Genomic DNA, 14,482 nt, shown 5'->3' on the forward strand with positions numbered 1-14,482 from the left:
CCTACTCATTAAAAAGGTGACACATTTAAGAAGAAGCGTTGTAGCCATCCCATAGACTGCGCTTCATTAATATAACCGTCTCCGATATATTCAATACGAGCATCAGCAACTTGGGTTGAATTTACAGTATTAGCTCCACTAATTGTTCTTGGATTCACCACACCTGAAAAACGGATAAATTCAGTACCTTGATTGATAGCAATTTGCTTTTCGCCAATAACATGCAGGTTTCCATTGGCAAGGAGCTGATCGACGGTAACTGTAATGGTGCCTTTAAAGGTATTGTTCGCATTTGCGCCACCTTTACCGCCAAAGTCACTGTTTCCTTCCATACTCATATCTGTACGTTTATTACCAAATATCCCTTCTAAGAATCCCGGCGTAATCGCAGCAAGGAAGCCTGCTTTACCATTACGGCTGGCATTTGCAGATGAGTTTTTGCTTGCACTGACATTCTCTTGCAATGTAATCGTCAGCGTATCGCCGATATTTCGAGGACGTCTATCTTCAAATAAAGGTTGATAGCCAAAATAAACAGGCTGAGTGGACTGAAAAATAGAGCCATTAGGTGCAGGTGCTGTTGGTGCCGTTGGAACCGCAGTGGTATTACCTTCTACTAACGGTTTTTTGGGTATATATGCGCATCCGGTCAGTGTCAGTACCAACAGGGCGGTACCTAAACGTTGATGACGACGCCATCTGACACTAAGCGTTCTTGCCCCAGAATTGTCAGTAATGACCTTTGTATCCATCTTCGATACTCTTTTAGTAATACGCCTGACAGGAAACCCTGTCAGGCTAATGAACAAACGAAATTAGAGTTGCGTTAGTTTCTGTAACATCTGATCAGATGTTGAAATCGCTTTACTGTTAATTTCATAAGCACGTTGAGTCTGGATCATATTAACCAGCTCTTCTGCGACGTTAACGTTAGAGGTTTCAACATATCCCTGATACAGCAAGCCTGCGCCGTTGATACCAGGGGCATTTTCAGTAGGTGCACCAGAGCTTGCCGTTTCTAAGTACAAGTTTTCACCCACACTTTCTAATCCGCTATCATTAATAAAGGTAGTTAGTGTTAATTGACCTACTTGTTGTGGCGCAGGAGAACCTTCAATCTCAACACTAACAGTACCATCACGACCAATCATGACCTTTTTCGCCGTTTCAGGAAGAATAATTGCAGGCACAACTTGGAAACCACTGGTGGTGACTAATTGCCCATTTTGATCCATTTGAAAAGAACCATCACGGGTATAAGCGTCTGTACCATCAGGTAACTGGACATGGAAAAAACCCTGTCCTTTGATAGCCACATCACGAGTGCCATTCGTTTGAGCCAAATTACCTTGGCTATGTAGACGCTCAGTCGCAACCGGACGAACCCCTGTACCAATTTGTAGACCTGAAGGTGCATTAGTCTGTTCAGACGTCATCGCACCAGGCTGGCGAATTGTTTGATACAGTAAATCTTCGAAAACCGCACGTTGGCGTTTAAAACCATTAGTGCTGACGTTCGCGAGGTTGTTGGAAATCACATCCATGTTTGTCTGTTGTGCATCCAACCCAGTTTTAGCAATCCATAAAGAACGGATCATGGTTTTCCCCTTACACTATTTAACTCAGTGATAGCAATTGGTTAGCTCGTTGCGCATTATCGTCAGCGCTATGAATAACCTTCATTTGCATTTCAAAACGTCTTGCGTTTGCTATCATATCGACCATGGCTTCTGCTGGATTAACATTACTGCCTTCTAACACACCAGCTAACACCTTCACGCTATCATCCGCAGGTAATTCCTCACCAGCACGTGCTGTCCCTTTAGGGGATAAATGGAATAAACCATCATCACCACGAACTAAGTCGTTTGGCTCTGGTTTTACCATTTTCAAACGACCAATCTGCCCCAACATTTTTGGCGGATCAGTCGGCACATGCGCTGTCACAATACCGTTATTGGCAATACTGACATTTGCTTGAGGAGGTACTTCAATCGCACCGTTATCCCCCATTAACAAACGCCCTTGTACCATCAACATGCCATCTGCGTTACGTTGGATATTTCCGTTTCGGGTATACGCTTCAGTGCCATCATCAAGCTGAACAGCCAAATAGCCGTTATCACTTAACGCAACGTCCATTGATCTGCCGGTATAGTTCATCGTTCCTTGACTCTGATCGCTACCAGGCGTTGAAGCTACCGTTAATGTACGAGTCGGTAAGGTATCGCCATTGACAGGTACGGCTCGCATTGCACTAAGCTGCGCTTTGAATCCCGGCGTTGATGCGTTTGCTAAGTTATTCGCCACGACAGCTTGATTTTCCATCGAGTGTCTGGCGCCGCCCATCGCGGTATAAATCACATGATCCATAACAGATTATTTCCAGCGTTATTAGCGCAAGCTAACCAGAGTCTGCAGGATCTGATCCTGAGTCTTGATGGTTTGTGCGTTTGATTGATAGTTACGTTGAGCAACGATCATGTTGACTAACTCTTGGCTCATATCTACGTTAGACGCTTCTAATGCGTTATTGGTTAATTTACCGAACACGCCTGCGCCTGCAACACCCACGATAGGTGAGCCTGACGCGTTCGTTTCAGACCACATATTGTCACCTTGTGAGCTTAAACCGCCCGCGTTTGCAAAGTTAGCTAATGCGATTTGGCCGACAACTTGGCTTTGTTGGTTTGAGTACGTCGCCATAATTGAGCCATCTTGCTCGATACGGAAGTTAGTAAATTCGCCCGCTTGGTAACCGTTCTGCGCTAATTTAGATACGCTGGATTCAGAGACTTTTTGCTGAGTGCTACCGGTGAAATCCAATTCGATAGTACCCGCAGCAGAGCCATTCAAAGAGGCAATATTCATATCGGTCTTTGTATAACTCTCTAGCACCCCTGCATTGGTGTATTTTAAAGTACCTAAATCTTGATGAGGCGTTGGCGCACCACCCGCAGTTTTAGTTGAAGTATCTTGCCCATAAACTTTCCATTCATTGTCATTCGCCTTTACAAAGAATAAGTTCAGATTATGTTCATTACCTAAACTATCATAAGTGGTAACGTTAGTACTGAAGTTATAAGTATCACCATCTTTAGCATTAAATGGCGCTTTAGCGGGTTTCTCTTCACCTGAATTCAGGTTAACCGCCATATTGATTTTGTCTGTTGCACTGGCATTCATCATATCGGTAGGAATAACGATAGGTGTTGGTGTCGCCCCTTTTTGAACAACGTTTTTACCATCAACAACTTGTACTGGATAACCTGTTACACGCATACCTTGCATATTAGTCAGGAAACCATCTTTATTTTTACCAAACTCACCATTACGTGAATAAAAAACACCACCGTTTTGATCTTCAATACGGAAAAAACCGCCGCCAGAAATCGCCACGTCTGTTGGACGGTTAGTTGTGGTAATACTACCGTCTTTAAAGTTTTGGCTGATACCGGCCACTTTAACGCCCAAACCTGCGCCTGAACCGGCGAAAACATCAGCAAAAGAGACGTTTGCACCTTTAAAACCGTAGGTTGCGGAGTTAGAAATATTGTTACCGATAGTATCTAAGTTAGCGGCTGCTGCGTTTAAACCACTTACTGCTTGTGAAAAGGACATGCGCCCTCCAAGTTGAATATGTGTTAGTTAAAGAACCTGACGAATTTCATCCAATGAAACGGTATTACCTAAGCCAACATCAAGGCGGGCACCACCATCCACCATGGACACACTATTCACCAGCGCATAATTCAGTGTCTTAACAGGGACCTGAGCATCATTAAGCGTGGCGTTAACGGTGAATTTATAGCTTCCCGTTGGAACGGGATTGTCATCTTCATCAGTGCAATCCCAAGAGAAGTTATAAACATCCGGTAGCATCTTTTTGTCCATTTTGATTGTACGAACGGTGACACCACTGCCATTAGTGATGTTTATCGTAAGAGAATCGGTTGGACTGAGTAATTCAAAACCAAAAGGTGTTGAAAAAAGGTGTTCATCGCCAGAGGTATTTGGGTCGGCATCATCTGCTTTATACGCCCCCATTTGCTGACGTGTTTTTTCATTTTGAGTGTCGGGTGTTGGCATGGTATCACTCCCATCACCGGGTTTTTCAGCCTCACCTTTACCGTCGGTTGGCTGAAAGACAACGATTTTATTCCCAGAGACCATAACTCCACGACCAACCAATGAAGAGGCTTTTAACGCCTGACTTTGGTCAATTTGCCCAACAATGTTATTCACTGTTTTATTCAGTGTTTCGATACCTTCAACGGTTGAAATCTGAGCTAACTGAGACGTTAACTCATTATTTTGCATTGGATTTGTTGGGTCTTGATTTTTCATCTGGGTGATGAGAAGTGTCAGAAAATTCCCTTTAATATCTTCACTACCACTCTTTTTCGTATGGTATGAAGAAGGTGCATCCCCGATAATGGTATTATCATAAGGTTCATTCATTGAGGCGGAAATACCCACAATTTATTCTCCCTATTGACCTATCATCAGTGTTTTTTGCATCAGCGTTTTTGCCGTGTTCATCACTTCAACATTAGCTTGATAGCTACGAGAAGCAGAGATGGTATTAATCATTTCACCCACGACATCAACATTCGGCATACGTACATAACCTTTTTCATCGGCAAAAGGATGTCCTGGCTGATATTCCATACGAAATGGGGCAGGATCATCAACAACTTCAGTAACACGCACACCGCCAATTTCTTGGCCAGCAGGTGCATTTACCTGAAAAACAACCTGTTTTGCACGATAAGGGTCGCCATCTGGACCCGCAACACTGTCGGCGTTTGCCATATTGCTGGCACTCACATTTAAGCGTTGTGATTGCGCTGAAAGTGCTGAACTTGAAATATCGAAAATACTAAATAAAGACATGCTCTTTACCTTACTGTTGCAATACAGCCATCATGCTTTTAACTTGCGAGTTAATAAATGTCACATCAGCCTGATACTTAAGGCTATTGTCAGCAAAATTACTACGTTCCATATCCATATCCACGGTATTACCATCCATCGCGGTCTGATGAGGTACGCGATACAACAAGTCCGCTTCTAAGCGGTAACCGGGTTTAATTGGGATATGGCGCTCTGATGTCATTGCTAATTGCATGCCATGACTGCCAGTGCGTCCGTTTTCAATGGTTTTTTTCAATTCAGAAGCAAAATCAATATCACGAGCCTGAAAGCCTGGGGTATCTGCATTAGCGATATTCGCAGCAAGAATTTCTTGGCGTTTATTACGTATTGAGAGCGCTTCTTGTTGAAAATGAAACGTATTTTCTAATTTATCGAGCATCTTCTATCCTTGGTGGCTAAGCCACTTACCTCAGCTGATAAAACAATTTCAGTTGACAGAATAAACGCTCAAAAAAAAGATGATTGGAGGAATAGGCGTAAATTGGATTGCTATTTATGCGTTTAAGGCGTGTAAAGGCGATGTACACTGTGCTGGCTAAATAAGTACAAATGCACAATTAGCATCAACGCTGTAAGGTGGTACAAACTATGTTAGTTAAAACTCTTATCGGTCTATTTTCTTTTTTCTTTATGGTGAATGTGAGTCTAGCTAAATCACTCCCTGAAGAACTACAAGATTTCTTTGTTGCACTTCATCAACCAGGCGATAAAGTCACTGTGACCGTTTTAACACCTGAAGAGAAATGGCCTGTGTGCCAAATACAAAAGATCCAACGCCATGCAGGCTCTCGCAATTGGGGGCGCCTTTCGATTCCCATTCAATGTGATAAACAACGCCGTTTTATTCAAGTTGATGTTAGCGTGAAGGGCAAATACTTAATTGCGAAAAAAGACATTAATCGTGATGACATTATTGAAACTTCTGCCGTTAGCATGGCAACGGGCGAATTAGAAAAATTACCTTATGATGTATTACGCGATCCGATATTCATTAAAAATGCGATCGCAATGCGACAAATATCCGCAGGAAAACCTTTAACTTCGACAATGGTTCGTCGCCCTTGGGCTATTTTGGCGGGACAAACAGTCACTGTATTTGCGCAAGGTCCTCACTTTCAGATCCGTTATGAGGGTAAGGCAGTAAACAACGCCGTGGCCAATGAAACCATTCGAGTGAGAGTAAAATCAGGGCAAATCGTCACGGGTGAAGCACTTGAAAATGGTGCAGTTCGCATCCCTCTTTAACCGATTAAAAAGCTGATAAGCCGAATAAGCCTATATTGAATTGCTTGTTACCCGTTTCAGTTATGGCAAGCAGAGGTAAACTCTCTTGCGCTACAGTTTTTACTCTAAATAATTCAAGGTGTATTAAAAATACAACCATATACATACTCTAAATAATTCAAGATGTAGCTAGGCGACAAATGAACGAATCGCTAGAAGCATACACAAGTATGTGACTAGTGTGGGTGAATGCAGTCAACAACGCTACGACTTGAAATATGACGAGTAATGGGACTAGTGAGAGTGAATGCAGCTAACAACGCTACAACTTGAAGTATGACGACTAAGATTAAAGTTTTTGATTCTACAGCCGATATAAAGAACCAAGATGATAGGCGAAAACACATAGGTTGTTTTACAATGGCTTCATCTGACGACTAATTGATGCCTAACAAAGGATTTTCCTATGAGTATTGAACGCGCAAATCCACTGCTTCCGATTAACGCAATTGCACAACGTAACCCAGGTGAAGTCACGCAGGGCTCACGTAAATCGGGAACAACTGAACAAAAAACAGCGACAGGTGACACTTCTGTAAAACTCAGTGAAGCACAGAAAAAACTTGTTCAACCTGGAAACAAAGACATTAACGTTGAGAAAGTTGCTCGCCTAAAAGAAGCAATTGCCAACGGAACATTAACCATGGACAGCGGTAAAATTGCGGATGCTCTTTTCCGTGAAGCTGCTGAAAGCATAACTCAATAATATTTTAATGATTATGATGGAAGAACTCCGCCAGACTTTAGATCTTCAATTATCACAGCTCAATACCATTGCAGGTATTCTACGCGCTGAACAGCAGTTATTGTGTGCAGGCAACATTGATATCAATGCACTTCACGAAGTTACTGAACAGAAGAATTTTGTCTTATCGGCTTTAGGTCATACAGACCAACAGCGTCATACGCTAAGCTTACAAGCTGGTATAGAAAAACCTTATACAGGTCTAGCATTCTTATCTGATTTATGGATACAGATAATAGATATTACGGCGGAGCTAAAACACCTTAATCAGCATAACGGATTACTATTAGAGCAACATATTTCTCGTAATAGTGATGCTATCCGTTTTTTACAGAAGAATCACAGCCCAACGCTTTATGGTTCTGATGGGCAAGCTCAGCGTTCAACACTGGCTGGACGTAAAATTCAGGTTTAGCTTTTCTGGGTAGTAAGCCCTAAATTCTCACGATACGCCATCAATCATGATGGCGTTTTGTTTTTCCGATTAAACACAAGTAACACCTCGTTTTCGACAATATAAATATACATCGAGTACTCTGACTCTCTCTCACCTTAAGCGTTCTCTTTACTTTATTTCTCTGACTTATCACGTTATCAGCATGCACCTTTCATTATATCTAGGGCTTTATTTATCATTCTTTTTTCACTTTTTTCATCAATAGACAATTGCACTTTCTGATGCCTTCTGTGCTTATCAAACAGAGTAAATGACTAGACGCTCCTATCTCTTTTCCTATGCTATAAACATAAAAAAGGCCACTTAATACAGTGGCCTTAACTCTAGATGAGGGCATATCAACAAGAATGATTAATGAGGTTGCCCACCTATCATCGATGTCATTCGGATACGACGACCTTCGCTAATTTCCATATTTGATAATACGGCTAATTGTGGCAGGCTACGGCGTAAGAAACGTGATAATAATGAACGTAAAGTATGATTGACTAATAATACAGGTGCCCCACCTGACATTTCTTGGTGACGTACGGCATCAGAGGCTTGTTGTTCAATATTTTCAGCAAGCCCTGGCTCTAATCCACCACCACTTTGCATTGCTTGAACAAGAATACGCTCTAAGCTTGCATCCAACCCAATGACTTGGATTTCATCTTGATCACCAAACCAGTGTTGTGTAATCGCACGACGAAGTGCAACACGAACGACAGCTGTTAATTCAGCAGGATCTTTTTGCTCTGGCGCATGCTCGGCTAAAGCTTCTAATATGGTTCTCATATCACGAATAGGCACCTGTTCAGACAGCAGATTTTGCAATACTTTGTGCAATACAGTGAGTGACAGCATATCTGGGATCATATTTTCTGTCATTTTAGGGAGCTCTTTACTCACCCTATCAAACAACATTTGCGCTTCTTGACGACCAAATAATTCTGATGCGTATTTTGCTAATGCATGGTTAAAGTGTGTTGCAATTACTGTACTCGCAGCAACCACGGTATAGCCTTGAACTTGTGCCTGTTCTCTTAAACTGTCATCAATCCAAACCGCAGGTAAACCAAAGGCAGGCTCTTGCGTGATATCGCCTTCTAAAGAACCCACCGCATTCCCTGGATTAATCGCTAACCAACGACCCGGATGCGCTTCTCCATGACCAATTTCAACCCCTTTCATAAGAATACGATAAGAAGAAGGTCTTAACTCCATATTGTCACGAATATGAACAACAGGTGGGAGATATCCTGTCTCTTGAGCAAATTTCTTACGAATACCGCTAATTCTCCCCAATAACTCACCATTTTGGCGGTTATCTACCATTGGAATTAAGCGATATCCCACTTCCATAGCAAGAGGATCTTCCAGTTGCACATCTTCCCATGATGCTTCGACAACACGATTTTGCTTCTCAACTTCTTCCATCTCTTTTTGTTGTTGCACTTGCGGGTTGGCGTTACGTCGTAAGATATACCACCCTAATCCGCCTAATGCTGCGGTGAAGAAAAGGAAAACAAAATTTGGCATGCCTGGTACTAAACCTAACAGGCCTAATACACCAGCTGTTAGCATCAATACACGAGGGTTATCAAAGAGTTGGGTCACCATTTGTTGCCCAACATCTTCATCGGTCGCGACACGAGTCACAATAACCCCCGCAGCCGTTGAGATAATCAATGCTGGGATTTGAGCAACCAGGCCATCACCGATAGTTAATAGGGTATAAGTGCTCGCGGCATCATTCAGTGGCATACCGTGTTGAGCAACACCGACAATTAAGCCCCCCACTACGTTAATCACGAGGATCATTAAGCCTGCGATGGCATCACCACGAACGAATTTACTCGCACCGTCCATAGAACCATAAAAATCAGATTCTAATGAGACTTCTTTACGGCGTTTTTTTGCTTCATCTTCGTTGATAATACCGGCGTTAAGATCAGCATCGATGGCCATCTGTTTACCTGGCATACCATCTAACACAAAACGTGCACCGACTTCAGCAATACGTCCTGCCCCTTTAGTGATAACCATAAAGTTAATCAATACAAGGATGATAAAGACCACAATACCAATCGCAAAGTTACCGCCAACAAGGAAATGACCAAAGGCTTCAACAACACGCCCTGCAGCCGCTGATCCTGTATGCCCTTCCATTAAGATGATACGCGTTGAAGCAACGTTTAATGATAAACGTAACAACGTGGTAAATAGCAAAATAGTCGGAAACGCAGCAAAGTCCAAAGTACGCTTTGTAAACATTGCTACTAACAGCACCATAATGGAAAGTGCGATATTAAAGGTAAATAATAAATCCAATAGAAAAGGTGGCAATGGCAATACCATCATTGACAGTATCAACAAGATAAGCACTGGCCCTGCCAGTATCTGCCACTGAGAACTTTTCCAATTTCCCGGCAAGCGGAGTAATGAGGCCAAATTAGCCATGACGATTATCTTCTCCAGCAAAGTCCAGTGCGGGAGGCACTGGCAAGTTCATAGGTTGTTTAGGTTTTAAACCACCTTCGGTTTTCCATCGTTTCAGTTGATAAACCCACGCAAGTACTTCTGCAACCGCAGCGTAGAGGGTTGAAGGTATTGCATGACCTATTTCACTGTGACGATATAACGCCCTAGCAAGCGGTGGCGCTTCTAGAAGCGGAATTCGATGTTCTGCACCAATTTCTTTAATTTTTAACGCAATAGCACCTGCACCTTTCGCTAACACTTTTGGTGCGGTCATTTTGTCGTTATATTGCAATGCGACAGCATAGTGTGTTGGGTTCGTAACAATGACGTCAGCCTTCGGTACATCCGCCATCATTCGACGGCGAGACATCGCATGTTGTTGCTGACGAATACGTGCTTTAAGTTGAGGATCACCTTCTTGCTGTTTAAATTCGTCTTTAATTTCTTGGCGCGTCATACGTAGTTTTTTCAGGTGACTACGAATTTGGAAAATAATGTCAAAGGCCACCATGGGGATCAGCATAAAAACCGTGATGTAGACGGCAAAAATCAACAATTGCATCGCATTAGCAAGCGCATTCAGTGGTGGAAGCGTGATCAAATGAAGAATATCGTTCCAGTTGTGCCATAAGAAAATGGTTGCCGCCAGTCCCACAAAGGTCGATTTTAGTATCGCTTTAAATAATTCAGCCAACGCATTCATTGAAAAAATACGCTTTAGCCCAGAGATGGGATTCCATTTTTTTGCATCAAATTTAATTGATTTACTACTAAAATTGATCCCACCTAATAACGCCGAGCCACCTATTGCCACCAGCACTAATCCAAAGAACACTGGCGATAACGCAAAAACAGCTTGCTTAATCAAGCTACCAAATCGAGGGATCAACAAATTCTCATTACCAATCAGGTGATGATTAAATGTAAATCCTTCCGTTAACATGGCATGTAACCCACGAGTGATAAATCCACCACTCATCCACAGTAAACTCACACCACCTAAGACCATTAAAACGGATGAAAGCTCTTTAGAACGGACAATTTGCCCATCCTTTTTAGCTTTTTCCCGTTTATGGGGTGTGGGTTCCTCTGTTTTTTCGAGATCGCTATCTTCAGCCACAGTCTGTCCGATTTAGATAATGAGATTAAAAGCATGAATGAAATGACTCTAAGCATGACAAATTCAGAGGAAATTGATGGGCTGAACAATCGCAAATTTACGGGGCTTTTTGGGCTATGACAGTCGGTGCTTAGAAACCAACCTAATGATAAAAATAAGAATAAAAGTGATCTTGACGCCAACTATAAAGAAATCAGCGAAGTTAACAGCAAATCATACACCTTTCATATTGATGCTGATTTAAGCAACTTCGAAAGCCGCTTAAAAAAAGCGGCTTACATTTTCTTCGATAGCGTGAGCTATCAAAGTATTATTACGTAATTTTTTATCCATAAAGTACACCATCCTAAAAGAGCAGAGCATAGAGCGAATGCGTCCTGCATATCTCAACGTCCTTATCGCCCTAAAACTCATTAGAAGGTTAGAATCCTAAACTTTCTAGTAAATCATCAACTTGATCTTGATTTTTGATCACGCCAGCACTGTTTTTATTCACTTGTGGACCATTTAATAAAGAATCAGTCTCTTTTTTCACATTAGACTTTTCAAGTTGCTCTGGTGGCAGGTTTTCCATTAATACCATGACAAGTTGTTTCTCAATTTCTTGAACCACACTCATCATACGTTTAATTACCTGACCGGTCAGATCTTGGAAATCCTGTGCCATCATAATTTCCAATAACTGACTGTTAGTAAAAGCCGTACTCTCAGGGATATCCCGCAAATAATTGCGGGTATCGGTTACAAGAGAGCGTACATCTTTCAGCTCTTCTGGCTGTTCAAACCATTGGTCCCAACGTTCAGTAAGCTTAGTCGCATCGGCACTTAACGCATCCTGTTTAGGTTGCGCAGCTTCGACGCAGTTCAATGTACGCTCAGCTGCCTGAGCGGTCATCTGAGCAACATAATCCAATCGTTCCCTAGCGTCAGGGATGGCTTCTGCTGCTTCGGCTATTGCTTTATCCAATCCTAATTCTCGCAAACTGTCGCGTAACATCCGCGTCAATTGTCCGATCCGGCTGATAATATCAGATGTCATTTCAATATTATCTTTCGGCATAATTGGATTCCCACTCATTGCGACTCCTTAGATGCCCAGTTTTTCAAAAATTTTATTTAGTTTTTCTTCAAGAATTGCTGCTGTAAAAGGTTTAACAACATACCCACTTGCACCAGCTTGCGCTGCTGCAATGATATTTTCTTTTTTAGCTTCAGCGGTCACCATTAATACAGGTGTTGCTGCAAATCCCGCATCACTACGAATATTTTTAAGAAGCTCTAGACCATCCATGTTTGGCATGTTCCAGTCTGTTATCACAAAATCAATTGCCGAATTGCGTAATTTAGCTAACGCGTCAGCACCATCTTCTGCTTCTTCTACATTCGTAAATCCTAATTCCTTTAGCAAATTACGAACTATGCGGCGCATTGTTGAAAAATCATCAACCACTAAAAATTTCAGATCCTTACTTGCCATTGAAAACTCCTTCAAAATATATCGGCAAATTACTGTGTTGCTTTTTAAACTGAACTTAATCAGATACGCAATGATTGCGTGCTACTGATTTTCATCAGTACCGCTTTGCTCATTGAGCTTATGCTTTTCACCTCATCAACTGCGCCTATTTCAACCGCAGCACGAGGCATACCAAAGACGACACAACTCGCTTCATCTTGTGCAAAGGTATAACTTCCTGCTTGACGCATTTCTAATAACCCCGCAGCACCATCACTTCCCATTCCGGTTAAAATAACGCCAATGGCATTACGTCCCGCATATTTTGCGACTGACCGAAATAATACATCGACAGAAGGACGATGGCGGTTTACAGCAGGCTCTTTATTAATGTGTATTTGGTAGTTAGCACCATTCCGACGAAGCTCCATATGATAATCACCGGGAGCAACATAAGCGTGCCCAGGTAATACACGTTCTCCATCTTCAGCTTCTTTTACACTGATTTGACATAAACGATTTAAACGTTCTGCAAATGAGTGTGTAAACCCTGCTGGCATATGTTGTGTGATCAACACCGCTGGGCTGGTAACGGGTAATGGTTCTAGAAAATTACGAATAGCCTCTGTGCCACCTGTTGATGCACCAACTACAATCAACTTTTCACTCGAAATCATCGGTGTAAATGACAATGATTTAGAAGGTACGACTTGAACTTCACGCCGACTAATCCGTGCAAGAGCAGCCGCACGAATTTTCTCTGCAATCAGTTCACTATAAGCAAGCATACCTTCACGCAAACCAAGCTGAGGTTTAGTCACAAAATCAACCGCACCCAGTTCTAGCGCTTTTAGCGTGACTTCTGAACCTTTTGCAGTTAGTGATGAGACCATAACGACAGGCATTGGTCTTAATCGCATCAATTTTTCCAAGAAATCAATACCATCCATACGTGGCATTTCAACGTCTAACGTTAATACCTGTGGGTTGTACTTTTTTATCAAGTCACGAGCCACTATAGGATCTGGTGCACAATCAACAACTTCCATATCACTATGACTGTTGATGATTTCTCGCATGATTTGACGCATTAGCGCCGAATCATCAACACAGAGTACCGTTATTTTATTCATAACCTCTCCTTGCTGGTGTCAGCCCGTAAACGGTATGCCCATGCAAGTAGAAATCCTTGCTAAGCTGGCTTACATTTTCGGAATGCCCAACAAACAGCATTCCGTCTGGTTTAAGTAATGAGATAAAGCGATTAAGTAAAGTTTGTTGTGTTGCTTTGTCAAAATAAATCATCACATTACGACAAAATATTGCATCAAAACTACCTTCTAAATCCCATTGCTTGTCGAGTAGATTCAAATACTGAAAAGAGACCATCTCGCTAATTTGCTGTCTAATTTTCACGTATCCTTCAAAATCGCCGACACCTTTGAGAAAATATTTTTTCAAATATTCATCATTTAATGTTTTAAGCTCTTCTTGTCGGTAAACACCCTTTCGTGCTTTATCCAACACATTTGTATCGATATCGCTGGCAATAATTTTGGTTTTATAAGGGTTATTCCCAAAAACATCGCGTAAAGTCATCGCAATTGAATAAGGTTCTTCTCCAGTCGATGCTGCTGCACACCATACTCGGTAGACACCTCCTGCTCTTTTTCTGGCATGTTTTGCCAAAATAGGAAAATGATGCGCTTCCCTGAAAAATGCCGTGAGATTGGTTGTTAGTGCATTAACAAACTCTTGCCATTCAGGGTTGCGTACATCACTTTTAAGAAACGCAAGATAGTCACCAAAGTTATTCATCCGTAATTCACGTAACCTCCTCGTGAGACGGTTATACACCATCTCCCTTTTGTTGTTAGTCAGCACAATACCGGCCTTTTGATAAATCAATTGGCATATAGATTGGAACTGATCATCGGACAACATGAACCGTTGAGTAAAAATATCCAACGGTTGAGCAGCGATATCTGATAAGACTTCAGTAACATTACGTTTCATTGT

Annotated in this window: 16 protein-coding genes; 3 read left to right on the forward strand and 13 right to left on the reverse strand. The window is 42.0% G+C overall.

The window, feature by feature from the left end; genetic code table 11:
- Positions 1–8: 8 nt before the first annotated feature.
- The 7 genes from GWI97_RS14740 to flgB all read right to left on the reverse strand — a co-directional run bounded on the left by GWI97_RS14740 (position 9) and on the right by flgB (position 5,317).
- Positions 9–752 carry a flagellar basal body L-ring protein FlgH gene (locus GWI97_RS14740; protein WP_036935745.1) on the reverse strand — a complete coding sequence of 248 codons (744 nt, stop codon included), beginning with the start codon at positions 750–752 and terminating at the stop codon, positions 9–11.
- A 63-nt stretch (positions 753–815) separates the two neighbouring features.
- Positions 816–1,598: a flagellar basal-body rod protein FlgG gene (flgG, locus tag GWI97_RS14745; protein WP_036935743.1), complete on the reverse strand. Its 783-nt coding sequence runs from the start codon at positions 1,596–1,598 to the stop codon at positions 816–818.
- Positions 1,599–1,617: 19 nt separating this feature from the next.
- Positions 1,618–2,373 carry a flagellar basal body rod protein FlgF gene (locus GWI97_RS14750; RefSeq protein ID WP_087802137.1) on the reverse strand — a complete coding sequence of 252 codons (756 nt, stop codon included), beginning with the start codon at positions 2,371–2,373 and terminating at the stop codon, positions 1,618–1,620.
- 21 nt (positions 2,374–2,394) lie between these two features.
- On the reverse strand, positions 2,395–3,621 hold the full coding sequence (gene flgE / locus GWI97_RS14755) for a flagellar hook protein FlgE (protein ID WP_036935739.1): 1,227 nt from the start codon (positions 3,619–3,621) through the stop codon (positions 2,395–2,397).
- Positions 3,622–3,648: 27 nt separating this feature from the next.
- The gene (locus GWI97_RS14760) at positions 3,649–4,479 is read right to left on the reverse strand and encodes a flagellar hook assembly protein FlgD (RefSeq protein WP_087802136.1); all 831 of its coding nucleotides are present in this window, start codon (positions 4,477–4,479) and stop codon (positions 3,649–3,651) included.
- Between the two features lie 12 nt (positions 4,480–4,491).
- Positions 4,492–4,896 carry a flagellar basal body rod protein FlgC gene (flgC, locus tag GWI97_RS14765; RefSeq protein ID WP_036935737.1) on the reverse strand — a complete coding sequence of 135 codons (405 nt, stop codon included), beginning with the start codon at positions 4,894–4,896 and terminating at the stop codon, positions 4,492–4,494.
- A 10-nt stretch (positions 4,897–4,906) separates the two neighbouring features.
- Positions 4,907–5,317, reverse strand: a complete 411-nt coding sequence (gene flgB, locus GWI97_RS14770) for a flagellar basal body rod protein FlgB (protein WP_006533174.1) — start codon at positions 5,315–5,317, stop codon at positions 4,907–4,909.
- Positions 5,318–5,526: 209 nt separating this feature from the next.
- Here flgB and flgA point away from each other — a divergent pair, with 209 nt between their 5' ends.
- From flgA to GWI97_RS14785, 3 genes are all read left to right on the forward strand, one after another.
- Entirely contained in the window at positions 5,527–6,183 is a 657-nt protein-coding gene (flgA, locus tag GWI97_RS14775; protein ID WP_036935735.1) for a flagellar basal body P-ring formation chaperone FlgA, read from the forward strand.
- Between the two features lie 445 nt (positions 6,184–6,628).
- Entirely contained in the window at positions 6,629–6,928 is a 300-nt protein-coding gene (gene flgM / locus GWI97_RS14780) for a flagellar biosynthesis anti-sigma factor FlgM (RefSeq protein ID WP_036935733.1), read from the forward strand.
- Positions 6,929–6,944: 16 nt separating this feature from the next.
- The gene (locus GWI97_RS14785; RefSeq protein ID WP_036935731.1) at positions 6,945–7,382 is read left to right on the forward strand and encodes a flagella synthesis protein FlgN; all 438 of its coding nucleotides are present in this window, start codon (positions 6,945–6,947) and stop codon (positions 7,380–7,382) included.
- 393 nt (positions 7,383–7,775) lie between these two features.
- Here the strand turns inward: GWI97_RS14785 and flhA are convergent, their stop codons facing one another.
- The 6 genes from flhA to cheR all read right to left on the reverse strand — a co-directional run bounded on the left by flhA (position 7,776) and on the right by cheR (position 14,479).
- Complete coding sequence (gene flhA, locus GWI97_RS14790; RefSeq protein WP_036935730.1) at positions 7,776–9,866, reverse strand: flagellar biosynthesis protein FlhA; 2,091 nt, start codon at positions 9,864–9,866, stop codon at positions 7,776–7,778.
- Positions 9,859–11,007 (reverse strand): flagellar biosynthesis protein FlhB, encoded by a 1,149-nt coding sequence (gene flhB / locus GWI97_RS14795; RefSeq protein ID WP_036935728.1) that lies wholly within the window; start codon positions 11,005–11,007, stop codon positions 9,859–9,861. Before flhB ends, flhA begins: the two co-directional genes overlap by 8 nt.
- A gap of 421 nt (positions 11,008–11,428) precedes the next feature.
- Positions 11,429–12,085, reverse strand: a complete 657-nt coding sequence (cheZ, locus tag GWI97_RS14800; protein WP_036935723.1) for a protein phosphatase CheZ — start codon at positions 12,083–12,085, stop codon at positions 11,429–11,431.
- Between the two features lie 9 nt (positions 12,086–12,094).
- A complete protein-coding gene (cheY, locus tag GWI97_RS14805; protein WP_036935721.1) occupies positions 12,095–12,484 on the reverse strand; it encodes a chemotaxis response regulator CheY in 390 nt (129 codons plus the stop codon).
- 59 nt (positions 12,485–12,543) lie between these two features.
- Complete coding sequence (locus tag GWI97_RS14810) at positions 12,544–13,596, reverse strand: protein-glutamate methylesterase/protein-glutamine glutaminase (protein WP_036935719.1); 1,053 nt, start codon at positions 13,594–13,596, stop codon at positions 12,544–12,546.
- Complete coding sequence (gene cheR, locus GWI97_RS14815) at positions 13,589–14,479, reverse strand: protein-glutamate O-methyltransferase CheR (RefSeq protein WP_036935717.1); 891 nt, start codon at positions 14,477–14,479, stop codon at positions 13,589–13,591. The genes GWI97_RS14810 and cheR overlap by 8 nt, the downstream gene beginning before the upstream one ends.
- Positions 14,480–14,482 lie beyond the last annotated feature (3 nt).

This window comes from Proteus sp. G2300, assembly GCF_009915965.1.
GTDB classification, from domain to species: domain Bacteria; phylum Pseudomonadota; class Gammaproteobacteria; order Enterobacterales; family Enterobacteriaceae; genus Proteus; species Proteus vulgaris.

What these genes read in the sequence shown, in the direction of transcription:
- GWI97_RS14740 (WP_036935745.1), bottom strand. Translation starts at nt 752, where the DNA reads ATGGATACAAAGGTCATTACTGACAATTCTGGGGCAAGAACGCTTAGT.
- flgG (WP_036935743.1), bottom strand. Translation starts at nt 1,598, where the DNA reads ATGATCCGTTCTTTATGGATTGCTAAAACTGGGTTGGATGCACAACAG.
- GWI97_RS14750 (WP_087802137.1), bottom strand. Translation starts at nt 2,373, where the DNA reads ATGGATCATGTGATTTATACCGCGATGGGCGGCGCCAGACACTCGATG.
- flgE (WP_036935739.1), bottom strand. Translation starts at nt 3,621, where the DNA reads ATGTCCTTTTCACAAGCAGTAAGTGGTTTAAACGCAGCAGCCGCTAAC.
- flgC (WP_036935737.1), bottom strand. Translation starts at nt 4,896, where the DNA reads ATGTCTTTATTTAGTATTTTCGATATTTCAAGTTCAGCACTTTCAGCG.
- flgB (WP_006533174.1), bottom strand. Translation starts at nt 5,317, where the DNA reads ATGCTCGATAAATTAGAAAATACGTTTCATTTTCAACAAGAAGCGCTC.
- flgA (WP_036935735.1), top strand. Translation starts at nt 5,527, where the DNA reads ATGTTAGTTAAAACTCTTATCGGTCTATTTTCTTTTTTCTTTATGGTG.
- flgM (WP_036935733.1), top strand. Translation starts at nt 6,629, where the DNA reads ATGAGTATTGAACGCGCAAATCCACTGCTTCCGATTAACGCAATTGCA.
- GWI97_RS14785 (WP_036935731.1), top strand. Translation starts at nt 6,945, where the DNA reads ATGGAAGAACTCCGCCAGACTTTAGATCTTCAATTATCACAGCTCAAT.
- flhA (WP_036935730.1), bottom strand. Translation starts at nt 9,866, where the DNA reads ATGGCTAATTTGGCCTCATTACTCCGCTTGCCGGGAAATTGGAAAAGT.
- cheZ (WP_036935723.1), bottom strand. Translation starts at nt 12,085, where the DNA reads ATGAGTGGGAATCCAATTATGCCGAAAGATAATATTGAAATGACATCT.
- cheY (WP_036935721.1), bottom strand. Translation starts at nt 12,484, where the DNA reads ATGGCAAGTAAGGATCTGAAATTTTTAGTGGTTGATGATTTTTCAACA.
- GWI97_RS14810 (WP_036935719.1), bottom strand. Translation starts at nt 13,596, where the DNA reads ATGAATAAAATAACGGTACTCTGTGTTGATGATTCGGCGCTAATGCGT.
- cheR (WP_036935717.1), bottom strand. Translation starts at nt 14,479, where the DNA reads ATGAAACGTAATGTTACTGAAGTCTTATCAGATATCGCTGCTCAACCG.